General features: G+C 47.4%; 14 protein-coding genes. 6 read left to right on the top strand and 8 right to left on the bottom strand.

Annotated features, from left to right (window positions below; genetic code table 11):
• Window positions 1-540 (top strand): hypothetical protein (locus tag J7545_RS22365; protein ID WP_318720130.1); only part of this gene is annotated, 540 nt, incomplete at its 5' end.
• A gap of 210 nt (window positions 541-750) precedes the next feature.
• Here J7545_RS22365 and purL read toward each other — a convergent pair.
• Together purL and pgsA are read right to left on the bottom strand one after the other, a co-directional pair.
• The gene (purL, locus tag J7545_RS22360; RefSeq protein WP_318720129.1) at window positions 751-3,069 is read right to left on the bottom strand and encodes a phosphoribosylformylglycinamidine synthase subunit PurL; all 2,319 of its coding nucleotides are present in this window, start codon (window positions 3,067-3,069) and stop codon (window positions 751-753) included.
• A gap of 408 nt (window positions 3,070-3,477) precedes the next feature.
• Window positions 3,478-3,990 carry a CDP-diacylglycerol--glycerol-3-phosphate 3-phosphatidyltransferase gene (pgsA, locus tag J7545_RS22355; protein ID WP_318700079.1) on the bottom strand — a complete coding sequence of 171 codons (513 nt, stop codon included), beginning with the start codon at window positions 3,988-3,990 and terminating at the stop codon, window positions 3,478-3,480.
• A 62-nt stretch (window positions 3,991-4,052) separates the two neighbouring features.
• Between pgsA and miaB the strand changes: the two genes are divergently transcribed.
• Window positions 4,053-5,420 carry a tRNA (N6-isopentenyl adenosine(37)-C2)-methylthiotransferase MiaB gene (miaB, locus tag J7545_RS22350; RefSeq protein ID WP_318700080.1) on the top strand — a complete coding sequence of 456 codons (1,368 nt, stop codon included), beginning with the start codon at window positions 4,053-4,055 and terminating at the stop codon, window positions 5,418-5,420.
• Window positions 5,421-5,582: 162 nt separating this feature from the next.
• Here the strand turns inward: miaB and J7545_RS22345 are convergent, their stop codons facing one another.
• The 4 genes from J7545_RS22345 to J7545_RS22330 form a co-directional block, all read right to left on the bottom strand.
• Window positions 5,583-6,272 (bottom strand): hypothetical protein, encoded by a 690-nt coding sequence (locus tag J7545_RS22345; RefSeq protein ID WP_318700081.1) that lies wholly within the window; start codon window positions 6,270-6,272, stop codon window positions 5,583-5,585.
• Window positions 6,273-6,388: 116 nt separating this feature from the next.
• Complete coding sequence (gene bchB, locus J7545_RS22340; RefSeq protein WP_318700082.1) at window positions 6,389-7,915, bottom strand: ferredoxin:protochlorophyllide reductase (ATP-dependent) subunit B; 1,527 nt, start codon at window positions 7,913-7,915, stop codon at window positions 6,389-6,391.
• Window positions 7,916-8,311: 396 nt separating this feature from the next.
• Complete coding sequence (locus J7545_RS22335) at window positions 8,312-9,220, bottom strand: Uma2 family endonuclease (RefSeq protein WP_318700083.1); 909 nt, start codon at window positions 9,218-9,220, stop codon at window positions 8,312-8,314.
• A gap of 176 nt (window positions 9,221-9,396) precedes the next feature.
• The gene (locus tag J7545_RS22330) at window positions 9,397-9,879 is read right to left on the bottom strand and encodes a hypothetical protein (RefSeq protein WP_318700084.1); all 483 of its coding nucleotides are present in this window, start codon (window positions 9,877-9,879) and stop codon (window positions 9,397-9,399) included.
• A gap of 312 nt (window positions 9,880-10,191) precedes the next feature.
• Here J7545_RS22330 and J7545_RS22325 point away from each other — a divergent pair, with 312 nt between their 5' ends.
• From J7545_RS22325 to J7545_RS22315, 3 genes are read left to right on the top strand one after another with little or no spacing between them, the layout of a single operon-like run.
• Window positions 10,192-11,694, top strand: coding sequence for an efflux RND transporter periplasmic adaptor subunit (locus J7545_RS22325; protein ID WP_318700085.1), 1,503 nt, complete (start codon window positions 10,192-10,194; stop codon window positions 11,692-11,694).
• 5 nt (window positions 11,695-11,699) lie between these two features.
• On the top strand, window positions 11,700-12,917 hold the full coding sequence (locus J7545_RS22320) for an ABC transporter permease (RefSeq protein ID WP_318700086.1): 1,218 nt from the start codon (window positions 11,700-11,702) through the stop codon (window positions 12,915-12,917).
• An 18-nt stretch (window positions 12,918-12,935) separates the two neighbouring features.
• Window positions 12,936-13,661, top strand: a complete 726-nt coding sequence (locus tag J7545_RS22315; protein ID WP_271943172.1) for an ABC transporter ATP-binding protein — start codon at window positions 12,936-12,938, stop codon at window positions 13,659-13,661.
• 461 nt (window positions 13,662-14,122) lie between these two features.
• Here the strand turns inward: J7545_RS22315 and J7545_RS22310 are convergent, their stop codons facing one another.
• The gene (locus J7545_RS22310; RefSeq protein ID WP_318700087.1) at window positions 14,123-14,263 is read right to left on the bottom strand and encodes a hypothetical protein; all 141 of its coding nucleotides are present in this window, start codon (window positions 14,261-14,263) and stop codon (window positions 14,123-14,125) included.
• A gap of 146 nt (window positions 14,264-14,409) precedes the next feature.
• Between J7545_RS22310 and J7545_RS22305 the strand changes: the two genes are divergently transcribed.
• Entirely contained in the window at window positions 14,410-15,351 is a 942-nt protein-coding gene (locus J7545_RS22305) for an SGNH/GDSL hydrolase family protein (protein WP_318700088.1), read from the top strand.
• On the opposite strand, the gene J7545_RS22300 is transcribed toward J7545_RS22305, so the two are convergent.
• The gene (locus J7545_RS22300; RefSeq protein ID WP_318700089.1) at window positions 15,341-16,423 is read right to left on the bottom strand and encodes a Gfo/Idh/MocA family oxidoreductase; all 1,083 of its coding nucleotides are present in this window, start codon (window positions 16,421-16,423) and stop codon (window positions 15,341-15,343) included. The two genes, J7545_RS22305 and J7545_RS22300, sit on opposite strands and share 11 nt — an antisense overlap.
• Window positions 16,424-16,439: the final 16 nt, after the last annotated feature.

Here is a 16,439-nt window from a genome sequence, read left to right as displayed (position 1 = left end):
CCCGACGGCAGCACCCTGGCCACGAGCAGCAGGGACAACAGCGCCAAGATAACAGAAGTAAAGAGTGGGCAAACCCTGCACACCATTGCTCACGAGGATGAGGTCTGGGGAGTGGTCTTTTCCCCCGACGGCAGCACCCTGGCCACGAGCAGCGCTGACAATACGGCCAAGATAACAGCAGTCGAGAGTGGCAAAACTACCACCTTACAAGGTCACTCGGATGACATCACTGATATGGCTTGGCATCCCGATGGCGACAGAATTGCAACTGGTTCGCGAGATGGAACGGTGAGGGTGTGGACAAGAACGGGTCAGGAGTTGGCTGTATTTCGAGGTCATCAAGGAGAGGTTCGCCAGATTCGCTGGGATGAAGAGGGGCGCACCCTTACGTCTGTTGCAATTGATGGCACTAGGGTTACCGTCATGAAATCGCCTGTAGAAACCCTAGAGGAGCTAATTGCACGGGGATGCCGTTGGGTGCGTCCCTATCTGAACAGCAATAATAAGCAGATTGAAGGGTGCGAGGAGTATTGGGAGTGAATTAGGGAATGGGGAATAGGGAATGGGGAATAGGGAATGGGGAATGGGGAATATCCAATCCGGTTAAACAGTTGTCATGGCGATCGCTTCCCGGCTGCCTGTAATCTGGAAAAAGCCGTTGGTGGGGGCGGGTTCAGGTAAGTTATCGGTGGGTGTTATAGATTTGGGGTTAACCCGCCCCTACGGGGGATAATTGCAGGACGCAATGGGTTAAACGTGGAGACGGCGAGGGATGGCTTGTTGGTGGCGATCGCCCATTTCCGACACTGTAGCCGTTAAAATGCCCTTAATCTCCAGGGCTGCTCCACCTTGCACTGTGCCCATACCCTGCCATTGATGGGGTAAGTGTTCCTGAAGATAGGCTTCCCAAGTCTCAATGAACTCTGGCGCAACCGAGACCACAATTCGGGCTAATCCTTCCCCAAACCAACTCAGATCCGGGCGTTGCTCGCCAGAGGGAAACTCAATCTGCGCTCCTAAGCCTCCGGCAATGCAGGATTCTGCCAACGCCACGGCTAACCCGCCTTCGGCGCAATCATGGGCTGAGTTGAGCCATCCCTGGCGAATGCCGTGGCGACAGGCGGCTTGCACCCGACGTTCCAAGTCAAAATCGACTTTCGGCGGTTGTCCGGCGACGGTGTTGTGCAAACTGGCGAGATATTCGGACGCGCCCAAGGTCAGATTTGCACCGGAACCCAACAGGTAGATGCGATCGCCAACCTTACACCATCCTTGACCGCAAATCCGCGATAAATTGGGCACTAACCCCACCATCCCCACCACAGGCGTGGGATAAATGGGTTGGGGATTTCCTGCACTATCCAGGGTCTCATTATACAGGGACACATTCCCCCCAGTGACGGGAGTGGAGAATTCCCCGCAAGCTTCCGACAGTCCCCGACAGGCTTCGGCGAGTTGCCAATAGCCAATGGGCTTTTCCGGGGAGCCAAAATTAAGATTATCAGTCACGGCAATGGGTTCTGCTCCCACACAGCTTAGATTCCGCGCCGCTTCTGCCACCACCGCTTTCGCCCCTTCGTAGGGGTTGAGATAGACGTAGCGGGAATTACAATCCACCGTCGCCGCTACCCCGGATTGCACGGACGGCAAGGGTTGGGGTTCCACGCCGTCATTCACCGGACGCAAGCGGATAATCGAGGCATCCGCGCCACCGGGAAAGACCACCGTGTTATTCTGTACCTGATGGTCATATTGGCGATAGACCCACTGTTTCGAGGCGATCGTCGGTGTATCTAAAAGATCCAGCAGGCAGTCTTTCCAGGACTTGAACTTGCCCCCAATTTCAATCCCCTCAGCCTTACACTCAGGCAGTTGAGCCTCCGTCCATTGCCAGGCAGTTTGGGCATATTCCGGCGGCTCGGCCATCAATTCCCGATGGTAAATGGGGGTATTATCCGAGAGTGCCGTAGCCGTAATTTCCGCAGCCGTTTGCCCTTGAAACAGAATCCGCACAATCGGTTCATCAATCACTTCGCCCGCGATCGCCGCTTGCAGTCCCCAACGGTGGAAAATATCGATTAGTTCCTGCTCTCGACCCTTGTAGGCCACAAATAACATCCGCTCTTGGGATTCCGATAGTAAATACTCGTAGGGAACCATGCCGGTTTCGCGCACGGGAATTTTGTCGAGATCCAGCTCAATCCCCACCCCGCCTTTGGCTGCCATTTCTGAGGTCGAGCAGGTAATTCCGGCAGCTCCCATGTCCTGAGCCGCCACCACTGCCCCGGTGTTGAAGGCTTCCAGACAGGCTTCAATCAGGGATTTTTCCAGGAAGGGATCGCCGACTTGCACTGCGGGGCGATCGTCCATGGAGCTTTCACTGAGTTCGGCACTAGCAAAACTCGCCCCCCCCATACCATCGCGCCCGGTGGTAGAACCCACGTAGAGAACTGGGTTACCCCTGCCAGAGGCTCCCGATTTGACAATTTCCGCAGTTTCCATCAATCCCAGTGCCATAACGTTCACTAAGGGATTCCCGGTATAAGCCGGGTCAAAATAAACTTCACCGCCCACAGTCGGTACGCCCACGCTATTCCCATAGTGGGCAATGCCATCGACAACTCCGGTAAAAATGCGACGGGTGCGGCTATCTTCCAGGGAACCAAACCGAAGGGAATTAAGGACAGCAATGGGGCGAGCGCCCATGGTGAAGATGTCGCGAAGAATACCCCCAACTCCGGTGGCTGCCCCCTGGAAGGGTTCGATCGCCGAGGGATGATTATGGGACTCAATCTTAAACGCTAACCGCAGTCCATCACCGAGATCCACGACTCCCGCGTTTTCTCCAGGACCAACGAGGATGCGATCGCCTGTTGTCGGAAACTGACTTAGCAGCGGACGGGAATTTTTGTAGCAACAATGCTCCGACCACATTACCCCAAACATCCCCAATTCCGCCTTGTTGGGGTGTCTACCGAGGCGTTGGACAATTTCCTCATATTCCGAGGGTTTCAGCCCCTCAGAGGCAATGTCTTGGGGGGAAAACGGACAGTCAGAAGGTGCAGCCATGATCGATTCGCAACAGAGTGTGCCTTTCTGATTTTAAGGCAAAAGGAGCCATGCTTTTGTTTGATGCATGGAAGAAAATGGCAAAAATCAATTAATTCCAGTACTTCTGAACTAACCCCACCACAGTTCAAGGAACTTCAAGAAAAGAAATGTATAATTAGTTCTAGAAAATTATCAGAAGTGTTGATTTTTAGATAAAACCTCATATTTTTCAGTAAAATTACTGAGACAAGCCCGTGACTTCAATGAACACTGAAACAGTGATAACTTATTTGTATTCTCAAATAACAGAAGCACTTCAAGTTCCCAAACGATCGCCATTCGAGACGCTTTTATCGTAGAATAAGCAATCCTAGAATGCGATCGCCAGTTTGCCGAACAAGTTTTTCGCAGGTTACCGATCTTTGTTTACTCATTTGAAGCTTGAGGCCAAATATAAATTAATCCTGAAATCCAGGTTAAGGCAACAGTACTCCAAAAGAGGATTAAGATGGGTAGAGTCCAAGAAACTGGAGTTGGGGCAATTAGGAAAGCAATAGCAGCAATTTGCACTACCGTTTTCAGCTTGCCCCAAATATTCGCGCCAGATACCGTGGTTTGATTGACGCGCCATCCGGCGATCGCCAATTCCCGCGCTAAAATTAGAAATACTCCCCAAGCTGGGACTTCCCCCAACTCCACCAAAGATAATAACGGCGCTAACACCAACAGCTTATCCACTAAAGGGTCTAAAAACTTACCCATCTCGCTGACTTGATTTAAGCGCCTGGCCAAATAGCCATCCAACCAGTCCGTTCCCGCAGCCACCAAAAACACCGCCAAACAAAACCAGCGATACTCTACCGTAGGTTCGAGCAACCCATAGAGCAGAAACGGAACCCCCAGCAAGCGAGAAAACGTAATCCAATTCGGAACAGTCATATCAATTAAAAATTAAAACTGTAAAATTAAAAATGGTACTTGACTATCAACGCTAAAACCTTATGACCCACCGTCGTTATCACATTACTACCTTTGGATGCCAAATGAACAAAGCCGACTCGGAGCGGATGGCTGGCATTCTAGACGATATCGGCTTTGAATCCGTGGAAGACCCTTATCAAGCAGATTTAATTCTCTACAATACCTGTACCATCCGTGATAACGCCGAGCAAAAAGTCTATTCGTATCTGGGAAGACAAGCCAAACGCAAACAGGAAAACCCAAATTTAACCTTGATTGTGGCTGGATGTGTGGCCCAGCAGGAAGGGGAAGCACTCTTGCGTCGGGTTCCGGAACTCGATTTGGTCATGGGGCCCCAACATGCTAACCGCTTGGGGGATTTATTAGAGCAAGTCCTAGAAGGGAACCAAGTGGTGGCGACGGAACCGGTTCACATTATGGAAGATATCACCAAACCCCGGCGCGATAGTAAGATTACGGCTTGGGTAAATGTGATTTATGGCTGTAATGAGCGCTGTTCCTATTGCGTGGTTCCGGGAGTGAGAGGGGTGGAACAATCTCGGACTCCCCAGGCTATTCGGGAAGAAATGGAACAGTTGGGCCAACAGGGATATCAGGAAGTGACTCTATTGGGTCAGAATATTGACGCTTATGGTCGCGATTTACCCGGAATCACCCCCGAAGGCAGACGGGAGAATACATTTACCGATTTGCTCTATTTCGTCCATGATGTGGAAGGCATTGAGCGCCTTCGGTTTGCTACCAGTCACCCCCGCTATTTCACGGAGCGGTTAATTCGCGCTTGTGCAGAATTGCCGAAGGTCTGCAAGCATTTTCACATTCCCTTTCAGTCTGGGGATAATGAGGTTCTCAAGGCGATGCGGCGCGGGTATACCCATCAGCGCTATCGGCGGATTATTGACAAGATTCGCGACTATATGCCGGATGCGTCGATTAGTGCGGATGCCATTGTGGGATTTCCAGGGGAAACGGAGGAGCAATTTGAGCATACCCTAGAGTTGGTTGATGATATTGCTTTCGACCAATTAAATACAGCAGCCTATTCTCCGAGACCAGGTACGGAGGCAGCAGTATGGGACAATCAGTTAAGCGAAGAAGTGAAGAGCGATCGCCTACAACGACTGAATCATCTAGTTGCCATTAAAGCACAGGAGCGATCGCAGCGCTATCTCGGTCGCATGGAAACTGTCCTAGTTGAAGACCAAAATCCCAAGGATCAAACCCAAGTCATGGGACGCACCGATGGCAACCGCTTAACCTTCTTTCCTGGGGATATTCACCAACTCAAAGGTCAATTGGTGGAGGTGAAAATTACAGAAACTCGCGCCTTTAGTTTAACCGGAGAACAGATGATCCCCGTGGGCGCTGGTCATACCATTTCTGTTTAATCTTGCCACTAATCAATCCTTGATAGACAAGGGGCTAGAGGTCGTTTGTCTATCGTGCTACAGTGCTTCGCGTTGTCTGTCTGGAGTGCTTAGGTTGATCCATAGAGAGCCTCAAAACTATTGAATTTATGCATGAACTAATTCCTCTTTTTTCTCACTTTATTAGTTAAGCTCTAACTCAAAAGTGTCTTCTGGGCAATTAAATTCAGGCATCATTGCTTTACCAGAAACGATTATAGGATTGCTATTAGGATTGGCTCGTCCGTCAAAGGAAACTGAATATTCTTTTGATGCTTGTTTTGAACTGAGGAATAATGATGCACGACCTGATGAAGTAAAGGCTCCAGTCAAACTTGAAGAACCATACCCATTAACTGTTAGTAAACTACGTCCTATATTACCGTCTGATGATTGCGAGAGACTAATGGAGCTACGTCCAGCGACTATACAACTTCCGTCTTCTTTGACTTTAAATACTGGATAATTTAGAGTCCATGTGTTGTCTGATGCTTCCAGAACTGTTTTGAAGGACTGGCTTTGAGAATTTGACGCATTTGCTGTTGGGTTTTGAGAATTATTTCCTGAAGTACCAGGATTATCAGGCTGTTGATTCTCGCTTTCTCCAACGATAGTTTTGTTTTGACTGTTGTTTTCTATATCGCCAACACTACCACCTGTAGCTGTACCACCTTGTGCATTACTTGTGCCACCTCGTGCAGTGACTTGTGTATTGAAGCTCATTCTACTTAATACAAAAACACCACTTCCTAGGATACCTAATGCAACTATAGCGACTAAGCCTTTGGCAGCGAAGCTAAAGGAACCTGTGTTTTTACTATTTTGACTACTCATGTCGTCCTCTAAGACTCTCTACAATTACATATTCTAACTATTAATCCATAGTATGGACACAACAAAGACACAGAGAAAGTCTAGGTATTTTTTGTGCCTTTGTGATAAGTAGCCTTTTATGCCCCCACAGCTTCTTTGGCAGCGTACATCACTTCAATCGTAATTCGATCTAAACCGCGATCGCGGGCAAATTTCTCCGTATTCCGTTTCACCTTACCGCGCACAAACCCCGGAACCTTATTCAGTTCTGCTTTTGCCTCTTTTGTCCAGTTGAGATCGGAATCGGCAGAAATCCCCTTGTGAATTACTTCTTTCGTATCATGACCGCCAAAGATTTCCAGCAAGTGGTCTTCCATGCCCAGGGTAAAGGAATTGTACACCAAATCGGCAATTTGATTAGTTCCTTCATAGCCCATAAACGGTTTATAGCCAATGGGGAAATTTTGAATATGAATCGGAGCAGCAATAACGCCACAGGGAATATTTAAGCGTTTACCCACATGTCGCTCCATCTGTGTGCCAAAAATAGCCGCCGGTTCCACCCGCGCGATCGCATCCCCAATCTCCCCATTATCCTCGCTGATAATCACCTCATCGCAATATTCGCTTACCTGTTCCCGGAACCAATCTTGGTCATATTTGCAATAGGTTCCCGCCCAAACCACATGCACGCCCATTTCCCGTGCTAAAATCTTGGTCATCGCCGCAGCATGGGTATTATCACCAAACACAACCACTTTTTTACCCGTTAAATTCTGACAGTCGATGGAGCGAGAAAACCAAGCGGCTTGGGAAACATACAGAGTTTGATGTTCGATAAACTCTTCATAGTCTACATCAACACCTTGCTCGTTCAGTACTTGCTGGATTTTGCGGATACAGCGAGCTGTTTCCACTACTCCCATGGGCGTAATATCCACATAGGGCATTCCAAACTCAGATTGCAGATACTCAGCCGTCATTAACCCCACTTCCCGATAGGGGGCTAAATTAAACCAAGCGCGGGTTAAATTCTTCAGATTATGCACGGATGCGCCTTCGGGAATCACTTCATTGACTTCAATTCCCAAGTCGGCCATCAGGCGCTTTAACTCTGTACAATCATGTTGATTATGAAACCCAAGAGTCGTTAACCCCAGGATATTCACCGAAGGCTTCTCCGTTTTGCCTTCCGGCAGCGTTCCCTGTTTTTTGGCTTTGTTGAGGTAAAATTGGACAACCTGCTGGAGAGTGCGATCGCTCGCTTGCAACTCATTCACCCGATAATGATTCACATCCGCCAGCATCACATCCGCTTGTGCATCCAGGGTTGCGCGTTCCACAAAGTTCTCTAAATCTTCTTGCAGAATGCTAGAGGTGCAAGTCGGAGTCAGAACAATCAAATCTGGACGCTCTTCTTTGTCCTTACGAACAATATTATTAACCACTTTTTCCTGAGATCCCCTGGCCAAAACATGCCGATCCACTACACTAGCCGTTACTGGAGTATAGTCCCGCTCTCGTTCCAACATTGATCGCATCACATTAAAATAGTCATCGCCAAGGGGAGCGTGCATAATAGCATGGACATTCTTAAACGAACTGGCAATACGAAGGGTGCCAATGTGAGCTGGGCCAGCATACATCCAGTAAGCAAGCTTCATGGGTTATCTCCGTTGGGGTAGGATTTCAACTAAGATTAAGCGTAAAACTGAAGCGGTTAGGTTTAACGCTAATGAAATAATTCTTCAAGAACCATCGTAATTCATTGAATCTCAATTAAATCAGAGAACTTCAATAAGTAATTGTCGCTATTTCTTCACAAACCTTTATCTTGTCCCATTCTCAATAAAGTTCCTATCATTGTATCTCAAAAGATATAGCGCTTTGCGCTAGGGAATAGGGAATAGGATTGTGGTACATGGCTTTGGGGATTGAATAGCGTACTCCATAACAGCACAAAATTCTGTATATTTACTTGAATCTGCTTCAGAGTCAATCAAACTGCGTAATCAGCATTATAGGAGTCAACAGCCGTTGACCCCTAAAGGTACAAGAGATTAGTGTTGAATTGACTGCACTTGTTCCACACTTAAATTAAGTGCTTCAGCCACTTGCTCTGCACTCAGTCCCATCGCTAATAAACGAGAAATCGCTCCCTGTTGAGCTTGTTCAGCTTGCTCGGCGCGAGACTCAGCTTCCTGGGCACGTTCCCGCTCAGTTTGAGCAACTGATTCGGCTTGCTCGGCGCGAGAGTTCGCTTGTTCAGTCCGCATCTGTTCTAGGGCACTTTGCTCCCATCCCGTCAGCAGCAAATTCCCTTCACTATCCCACCATCTCAACCAAAGTTGGTGCTGATTCTGGTAGTTTCCTTGCCATAACCCTAACTCGACTCCCAATCGCTCAATGGGATAATGTCCTCTCTCATTCGGACTCATGCGCTCGTAAGAGCCACGAATCAGGTTATACACCTCCAATTCTCCCGTTTGAATCACATAAATCCCATAATAGGGAATCCGGATAATATTCTCATACACCCAAAATTTTCCCGGTCGTTTTTTCTCCTCTAAATTCTGTTGGGATAAAGCTGTCGTGTCTCTTTCCTCATTCCCATTTCCACTGGCTAATTCCAGAGCAATAAGTGGGGCGATCAATTCCCGCCAGAGGACATAAGAACGACGATATTGTCCATTGATATCTGGAGGGACATTAGGCACATAAAACCAATCTGGCGCTTCGGCTCCATCTTGGGGGGGGTCGGTTTCTCGCCAATAAATACCACTATCTTGACCGATCGCATATTGCCCATCTGGATGTTGCTGTTCTAAAACCGGCCCAATAGAGTCAGTGAGTAGAATACTCTGGGGATGCTCCTGAAAATTTTTCACAAAAGTACCATCCTCCTCTGGCAGTTGCGTATGGTCTGGGAAAGGAGGCGGTAAGATGATTTTTTCCGCACTTTGAGTCATGAAATAATCCTCCTTCGCACTTCGGCTGAGTCGCTTCTCTTTATTCTAGTCCGTAGGTTTCTTCACAAAACTTTATTTTCAAAAATTGCCTATAAAGATGTCGCGTCATAAACCTCAATCTAACTCGCTCTGTACATTCTCAGGTTCAACGGTTGTTGCACTCTACAAGTACAGAATTAATGATTAATCATTTCTGTATCTTGGATCAATTGGCCTTGAAAGACAAAATCGTCATGATTGTTGCTACTCAAAACCACAGTAACTTCATGATTTCCGGGGGGGAGTTCCTTTAGATAGTACCACGATCCGTAAATTCGGGTTATCTTTTCTCCATTAATCAATAAATGGGCGTGACCTACTCCGGGTTGATGAGGTTGATTAACATGATGGGGAGCAAATTGGAAATTCTCCACTTGAATTTCTAGATTCCAACCCGCTTTTTGATCCGGATGAACAATCAAATCAACTTGAGGAATGGGTTGTCCTGGAGTGATTTCGATCCGTCCATGGGAATGACCTCCTTGATGATGATGTTCACCTTCTGATCGATGATGATGTTCACCCTCTGAACCTTGAACGAAGGATTGAGTAATCCCAATTGTAAATATAGATAAGGCAGCGGTTAGAGATACTCCCTGAAACAATAAATTTTGGTTCATTTGGACGATCAAAAAAATAACATAAACTTGATAGCGTTCGGATTATACCATATATAAGGATTCTCTCTTCTAGGGCATACCGATTCAAGGCTTAGACCCTAAACAATACAAGCTCTAGGTGAGAAAAATGGGTTAATTCCCCATCACGGAGTTGGGAAATCCCCCACGATCCAGTTCGGAAAATGTCTGACTCATTTGCCCAGAAGAGGGGAAACCAGTCTACCCTAAAAGTATGGGTTAATGCCTATTCAACCCGAACCTAATTCAATTGACAGAACTCACTTGCCCTGATTCTTAAGGAATATTCAAATCATGCAATTGCCACTTATCCACCCCAAACTTGAAAAGCCTCTCCCTTGGCTGTTGGGACTGGTGGCTGTTTCGGTAGTTAGCGCAACTGGGATTGTCTATCTCAGCACGGGTCGTTCTACGACTCAAGCGGAGGCGATCGCCTCCTTAACCATTCCTGCTGAAGCGGCTACGCTAACCATTCGCATTAATGCTAGTGGTGTGGTGCAACCGGTTCGGCGCGTTAATGTCAGTCCCAAAGTGCAAGGGAGATTAGCCGAACTCTATGTGGAACAAGGCGATCGCGTGGAACAAGGACAACCGATCGCCCGCATGGAAAGAGAGGAACTCCAAGCCCAACTACGACAAGCTCAAGCGAGATTAACCCGCACCCAAGCAGAACTCGATAAGGCGATCGCCGGAAACCGTTCGGAAGATATTGCTGAAGCTCAAGCCAGACTCAGACGCACCCAAGCCACGTTAGCGGAACGGCAAGCAGGGAGCCGTTCGGAAGACATTGCCGAAGCTCAAGCCTCCCTCAACCGTGCTAGAGCTATGGTCGCTGAAGCCGAATCTCGTTTAGACTTAGCCCAAGAACGAGCCAATCGGAATCAACGCCTGGCTGATGAAGGAGCCATTTCTAGGGATGAACTGGATCAACGACTGGACGATCGCCGTCGCGCCCAAGCTTATCTAGAGCAAACCCAAGCCGGGGCGATCGAAGCCCAGCGCCGTCTAGAGCGCCTGCAAAATGGCTCTAGAGTTGAAGACATTGCTGAAGCCAAAGCCACCGTCGCTGAATCCCAAGCTGCCCTAGACCGCCTAATCAATGGTACTCGCCCTGAAGATATTGCCCAAGTGGAGGCACAACTTGCTGAAGCAAAAGCCAATCTGCAATACTACCAAGTGCAACTTGAAGATACGGAAGTCAAAGCACCGTTTTCCGGGTTAATTGTGCAGAAATATGCCGAACCGGGAGCCTTTGTTACTCCAGTCACCGCAGCATCTTCAGCGGACTCGGCGACCTCAACATCAATTGTGGCTTTAGCTCAAGGATTGGAAGTTTTAGCCCAGGTTCCAGAGGCCGATATTAGCCAAATTCACCCCAATCAAAAGGTAGAAATTGTCGCCGATGCCTATCCCGATCGCACCTTTAAAGGTCGCGTTCATCTGATTGCCCCTGAAGCCATTAAAGAACGGGATGTCACCCTATTTCAAGTACGCGTAGAAATTGAAACGGGATTAGAGTTGCTCCAGTCGGGGATGAATGTAGATTTATCCTTTGTCGGCGATGAACTCACCAATGCCTTAGTCGTTCCCACCGTGGCTATTATTACGAATCAGGGAGAAACCGGGGTGTTAGTACCTGGGGAGGGCGATCTTCCCCAATTTCAACCTGTCACTATTGGCCCCTTATTAGGCAATCAGATCCAAATTTTAGAGGGTATTGAACCCGGTCAACCCGTGTTTGTGGAATTACCCGATGGCAAAACCCTGAATGAAATTATTAATCGAGAGATCGAGTAGAGATTATGGATATCCTAGAGAGCATCAAAATTGCGGGTAAAACCCTCCTCGGGAATAAAATGCGCAGCACCCTAACCATGCTGGGCATTATTATTGGTAACTCGTCTGTTATTGCCATGATTGGCGTTGGTGAAGGAACCCAAAACTATGTCACCAACCAAGTCGGTTCTTTAGGCCCCAATGTTTTATTTGTCATACCGGGAAATCCCAATGCCCAGAGACGGAGCATTGTTCCTCCCCAAACCTTAGTCCTAGAGGATGCCGAGGCGATCGCCGAACAAGTCCCCTCAGTAGAAGCAGTTGCTCCCAGGTTAAGCGTGAGGGAAACAATTAGTTACCAAGGGAATAATGTGGCCATTTCCATTACCGGAACAACCCCAGAATTCCTTACGGTACGCAGCTTAGAGATCGCCAACGGTCGCTTTTTGAATGAATTAGATATCAAGCGTCGAGAAACGGTGGTTGCCATTGGATCGGAGTTAGCCACCAGCTTATTTGGAAATCGCAATCCAGTCGGAGAAACCATACGCTTAAAATCGATTAGTTTTCGCATTATTGGCGTGATGCAACCCAAGGGTTCATCCTTTGGCGATAACATGGATATGGCAGCCTATATTCCCCTCTCAACCCTGACGAACCGCATTAGCGGGAATACTTCCCCCTATGGGACGCAGGTGGGTTCAATTTCTATTTCCATTGAGACCGAAGATCGCATGAATGCAGCCAAGTTCCAGATTGAAAACTTGCTGCGTTTCCGGCATAACATTACCGATGAAGATGACTTTACGGTGCGCTCCCAGAAGGAATTAATGAATATTTTAGGCAGTATTACCGGAGCCTTAACTATCCTACTGGCGGCAATTTCTGGTATCTCCTTGCTGGTGGGTGGCATTGGCATTATGAATATTATGCTGGTGTCCGTGACCGAACGAACTCAAGAAATTGGGTTAAGAAAGGCGATCGGAGCATCAGAGCAAGATATCTTAATTCAGTTTATGATCGAAGCGATTATTTTATCGGTTATGGGCGGATTAATTGGCACGGGATTGGGCATTAGTGGCATTTGGGTCATTAGTAGCTTAACTGCTTTAGACGCAGAAGTTTCCCTACTTGCTATTGCTACAGCCGTGGGTGTTTCTGGAACTATTGGCTTATTCTTTGGTGTATTTCCCGCCCGACAAGCAGCTAAACTTGACCCCATTGTTGCTTTGCGTAGTGCTTAAATAGAGAAGATAAAATCCATGAATCAGGAATTAGAAAAAAAAGATATTATTCGCTTAGAACAAATCTCAAAAGTCTATAAAATGGGCGATGTGGAAGTTCAGGCGATCGCTGATGTGAGTTTGACGATTAAATCGGGGGAATATTGCTCGATTATGGGGCCTTCCGGCTCTGGAAAATCCACCGCCATGAATATTATTGGCTGTTTAGACCGTCCCACGACAGGACACTATTATTTAGATGGTACAGATGTGGCTCAGTTGCCCAAACAGGAACTGGCAAGCATTCGCAATCAAAAACTGGGGTTTGTATTTCAGCAATTTCATTTATTAGCCCAATTAACCGCCCTAGAAAATGTGATGTTGCCCATGGTTTATGCTGGAATTAAAGGGCGCGAACGTCAAGAACGAGCGGCGGAAGCCTTAAAGCAAGTGGGTTTAGAAAATCGGATGAAAAATAAACCCAATCAACTCTCTGGAGGACAACAGCAACGGGTGGCGATCGCTAGAGCTATTGTCAATCGTCCTGTTGTCTTGCTTGCAGACGAACCAACGGGTGCATTAGACACTAAAACGACTGAAGAAGTGATGAATATTTTTACCCAACTTAACCGCAATGGCATGACGGTTGTGATGGTTACCCACGAACCGGATGTGGCTCGACTCACCAACCGCGTTATTTGGTTTAGGGATGGTGAAGTGGTTCAGTCTAATTTTAATTTAGAAGAGCTGCACGCAAACATTTAAGCCTTTGATCGGTTTTGAAGTCACTCTAAGCCATTGTCTCTCTTCTCCTGTGGCAGTAAGGGTCGAATCATGCTAACTAACCTGAGTTCGGGATAAGGGGAGAAGGAACAATGATGATGGGTTGGGCTTGATTGCGAGATCTCTTTGGGGGACTAGTCCCCCAAACCCCCTACTGGGGAACGAGAGCGTTCCCCAGACCCCTCGCGTAAGGAGTGGTGGCTCGGAGCGCAAACTCGATTGACTCGATCTGATGCCAGTAACGTTCAATGAGTCGCTGTTTATCCCAAATTCAGGTTAACTAAAATACCGAGGATTTTTTCTGTTTGGTTAATGTTAGTATTCAACACGATCAAAAGAAGAAGCCCTATAGGATAAATTAAAACCCGCCTCTAGTCCTTGTTGAGAACGATCGCGGCGGGTTCAGAGATACTCAGATACAAATTCTATGGTGTACAGTTCAATTAGCCCAAAGCATAGGCTGATTGTAGTCCCCACCAAATTAAAAGGGCAATCCCACCTAACACAACAATAGACGAGAGAGCGATCACCGCAGGGTTATCAGCTCCTTTGAATTTCATGATGCCGCGATTTAAGTCAGACATGACGATTAGCCTCCATCAGAACAAGGGTAAACGGTATAATAAACTGACCCAGCCCTAGGGTAACGGTTCCTAGCTTCAGTGTCCATCACCCAATAGGGCGATCGAGTAGGATAGAAAAAGTCAAATCAGGCAGAGACTCCGAATTCATGGGCCAGATTAAAATTCTATTATTGATTGGGGCGATCGCTCTAGGCCTTTTTACTTTCTTAGAAGTTGCCCTACGCGCTCTCTTCGGTTTGGGGAAACCCTTAATTTACAAAGTCGATCCAGAGATTGGCTATTTACTCGCTCCTTCCCAAACTACGCGCCGGTTTGGAAATCGGATTACCATTAATCAATATTCGATGCGCAGTCCTGAGATTAGCAAGCAACCAGAACTGGGTACTCAACGGATCTTACTGCTGGGAGATTCCATCGCCAATGGTGGATGGTGGACAGATCAGGAGCAAATCCTCTCGACGTCGATCGGTAATAAACTCAAGGAAGAGAGCGGTAAACCTGTGGAAGTGCTGAATATTTCTGCCAATTCCTGGTGTCCGCGTAATGAGATTGCCTATTTACGGCAGTATGGAACATTTGGGGCAGAAGCGATTATTCTGTTAATTAATACTGACGATCTATTTGGCACTGCCCCCACGTCCATCCCCGTAGGGCGCGATCGCTTTTATCCGAGTCATTATCCTCCCCTCGGTATCGTTGAAGCCTTTACCCGCTTCGTTTTGCCCTATGAGTCTCCCCCAGAAATGGCAGCAGTTCGAGCCGAAAAAGGCGATCGGGTGGGCTTTAATTTACAAGCCATTCAGGACATTCACACCTGTGCCCAAGAAAATCAGGCCCAAGTCCTCTTAGCCATGACTCCCCTCAAGCGCGAACTCGGAGAACCCGGTCCTAGAGACTATGAATGGAAAGCCAGAAACCGCCTTTCAGCCCTCACCGAAGAGCGACAAATCCCCTATATTGACTTTTTACCCATTTTTAACGCCCAAGAGAACCTAGACAGCCTTTATCGAGACCACATCCACCTGAGTCCCCTCGGTAACCAATTAGTAACCGATACGTTACTATCCTTTGCACGACTTAGACGGTAACAATAGAAGAATGGAGATTATTGGAGGATTGAGACTCTAAACTATGCCAAGATTGACCATCTAGCGCCATATGCTCAATCGAACTGGCTAACCGTAAGGCTCTCAATGCTTGTTCGCCACCTACTGAAGGTTGATTTCCACCGCGTACACAGGTGACAAAATGCTCTAATTCAGCATGAAGGGGTTCAATATTGCTGGTATATACCTTTTCAATTAAGCCATCTTGGCGATAGAGAACCTGCCCATATTCTGTGCGATAGTTGGCTGTGGTTTGGCGATGGATCAGAATTTCATTATTGAGAAAATCCGCTTCTGTGAGTGAATTCTTGCAATGGGCGGCGATGCGGCGAATTTTGCAATGGGTAACCTTGCTGGCGGTTAGAGTTGCGATAATGCCATTCTCAAAGCCCAAAGTTGCGGTTACATAATCTAAATATCCAGAATCTGAGGCTCTATTCCCACTTGCGGTAAGCTGTTTCACGGGGGCAGAGGCTAATTCTAAGAGTAAATCAATATCATGGATCATCAAGTCTAAAACCACCGACACATCATTGGCGCGGTTAGAATAGGGACTCATGCGATGAGCTTCTAAGGCGAGAATTTCTTCGGTTTTCAGGACTTTGCTCAGTTCCTGGAAGGCGGGGTTAAAGCGTTCAATATGTCCGACTTGGAGAATACAGTTACATTCTGCGGCTAGATTGACTAGATTTTCGGCTTCCTCGATACTGGCAGCGATGGGTTTTTCAATCAGGACATGGACTCCTGCTTCTAAACAAGCCGTTCCTACTTCATGGTGAAGACGGGTGGGAACAGCAATACAGACAGCATCGATATGGGGCAGAAGGTCGTGATAGTTCTCGAAAAACCGTACTCGGTATTTTCCGGCTGTATCTAATCCCCGTTCGATGTCAACGTCAGATATGCCAATCAGGTGTACGTCTTTGAGCAAACTTAAAACACGAGTATGATGTTGACCCATATGGCCGACACCAATGACTCCAATGCGGATAGGTTTAAGGGGATTATGGGGTTCTTTGACCTCTGCCCTCACATCCTCGTTTCCCGATGACATGGTCTATTACACTCCT

This window comes from Roseofilum sp. SBFL (assembly GCF_017746885.1).
Lineage (GTDB): Bacteria > Cyanobacteriota > Cyanobacteriia > Cyanobacteriales > Desertifilaceae > Roseofilum.
Note: the sequence above shows the minus strand (reverse complement) of the source record. Positions and strands in the feature narration are given on the sequence as shown.

What these genes read in the sequence shown, in the direction of transcription:
- purL (WP_318720129.1), bottom strand. Translation starts at nt 3,069, where the DNA reads ATGGCTGCACCTTCTGACTGTCCGTTTTCCCCCCAAGACATTGCCTCT.
- pgsA (WP_318700079.1), bottom strand. Translation starts at nt 3,990, where the DNA reads ATGACTGTTCCGAATTGGATTACGTTTTCTCGCTTGCTGGGGGTTCCG.
- miaB (WP_318700080.1), top strand. Translation starts at nt 4,053, where the DNA reads ATGACCCACCGTCGTTATCACATTACTACCTTTGGATGCCAAATGAAC.
- J7545_RS22345 (WP_318700081.1), bottom strand. Translation starts at nt 6,272, where the DNA reads ATGAGTAGTCAAAATAGTAAAAACACAGGTTCCTTTAGCTTCGCTGCC.
- bchB (WP_318700082.1), bottom strand. Translation starts at nt 7,915, where the DNA reads ATGAAGCTTGCTTACTGGATGTATGCTGGCCCAGCTCACATTGGCACC.
- J7545_RS22335 (WP_318700083.1), bottom strand. Translation starts at nt 9,220, where the DNA reads ATGACTCAAAGTGCGGAAAAAATCATCTTACCGCCTCCTTTCCCAGAC.
- J7545_RS22330 (WP_318700084.1), bottom strand. Translation starts at nt 9,879, where the DNA reads ATGAACCAAAATTTATTGTTTCAGGGAGTATCTCTAACCGCTGCCTTA.
- J7545_RS22325 (WP_318700085.1), top strand. Translation starts at nt 10,192, where the DNA reads ATGCAATTGCCACTTATCCACCCCAAACTTGAAAAGCCTCTCCCTTGG.
- J7545_RS22320 (WP_318700086.1), top strand. Translation starts at nt 11,700, where the DNA reads ATGGATATCCTAGAGAGCATCAAAATTGCGGGTAAAACCCTCCTCGGG.
- J7545_RS22315 (WP_271943172.1), top strand. Translation starts at nt 12,936, where the DNA reads ATGAATCAGGAATTAGAAAAAAAAGATATTATTCGCTTAGAACAAATC.
- J7545_RS22310 (WP_318700087.1), bottom strand. Translation starts at nt 14,263, where the DNA reads ATGTCTGACTTAAATCGCGGCATCATGAAATTCAAAGGAGCTGATAAC.
- J7545_RS22305 (WP_318700088.1), top strand. Translation starts at nt 14,410, where the DNA reads ATGGGCCAGATTAAAATTCTATTATTGATTGGGGCGATCGCTCTAGGC.
- J7545_RS22300 (WP_318700089.1), bottom strand. Translation starts at nt 16,423, where the DNA reads ATGTCATCGGGAAACGAGGATGTGAGGGCAGAGGTCAAAGAACCCCAT.